This window comes from Rhizobium sp. 18055, from assembly GCF_902706285.1.
In the GTDB taxonomy this organism is placed as follows: Bacteria; Pseudomonadota; Alphaproteobacteria; order Rhizobiales; family Rhizobiaceae; genus Rhizobium.
Genome location: NZ_CACSKD010000114.1, coordinates 1 through 591, shown reverse-complemented (window position 1 = coordinate 591; position 591 = coordinate 1). Strand labels below are relative to the sequence as shown.

General features: G+C 70.1%; 1 protein-coding gene. It reads left to right on the top strand.

Annotated features, from left to right (window positions below):
• Positions 1–578: PhoH family protein (locus GVL52_RS31670; RefSeq protein WP_160012682.1), on the top strand; the 578-nt coding region annotated here is incomplete at its 5' end.
• Positions 579–591: the final 13 nt, after the last annotated feature.

Sequence of the window (591 nt, the reverse complement as noted above, 5' to 3'; positions counted from 1 at the left end):
GCATCGGTCCGGCCGGCACCGGAAAGACGTATCTCGCCGTGGCCTGCGCGGTCGACGCGCTCGAGCGCAGCGCGGTGCAGCGCATCGTGCTCACCCGCCCCGCGGTCGAGGCCGGCGAGCGCCTGGGCTTCCTGCCCGGCGACCTCACGCAGAAGGTCGATCCCTACCTGCGCCCGCTCTACGACGCGCTCTACGAACTCATGGGCTACGACCGCGTGCAGAAGGCGTTCGAGCGCAACGCGCTGGAGATCGCGCCGCTCGCCTTCATGCGCGGGCGCACGCTCAACAATGCCTTCGTGATCCTCGACGAGGCGCAGAACACCACGCCCGAGCAGATGAAGATGTTCCTCACGCGCATCGGCTTCGGCGCCAAGGCGGTGGTGACGGGCGACGTGAGCCAGATCGACCTGCCCAAGGGCGCGATGAGCGGCCTGATCGACGCCGAGCGCGTGCTCAAGCGCGTGAAGGGCATCGCGGTGACGCGCTTCACCACCGCCGACGTGGTGCGGCATCCGCTCGTGGCGCGCATCGTGGATGCCTACGACGCCCAGCGCAGCAGCCGCACCCCGGCCGCCTGACATCGCGCATCCC